Genomic DNA, 262 nt, shown 5'->3' with positions numbered 1-262 from the left:
CTGCGCTCCCTTTCCCTCGCAGAAAAATGGATGAACGCTCTATTTTTGTCGGTTACCCCGAGAACAGCAGGCTTTGCGATTTCTGACTACAGTGATTTTTCGCCGGCGGGCAGAGTCCTGACCATGTGTCTTATGGTTATCGGCGCCGGTCCTGGCTCCACTGGCGGCGGTATCAAAGTTACCACATTCACTGTTGTTCTGCTCTCTATCGTTTCCCAAATTTTTCGCAGCAGAGATCTATCTTTGTTCCAGAGGCGACTGC

Annotated in this window: 1 protein-coding gene; it reads left to right on the top strand. The window is 51.1% G+C overall.

From position 1 onward, the window contains the following. A partial coding sequence (locus tag D1841_RS18315) for a potassium transporter TrkG (RefSeq protein ID WP_305801099.1) occupies nt 1-262 on the top strand: 262 nt, incomplete at both ends.

It is taken from the genome of Neglectibacter sp. X4, assembly GCF_009917365.1.
In the GTDB taxonomy this organism is placed as follows: domain Bacteria; phylum Bacillota; class Clostridia; order Oscillospirales; family Acutalibacteraceae; genus Acutalibacter.
This window is presented reverse-complemented; position numbering and strand designations above follow the sequence as displayed.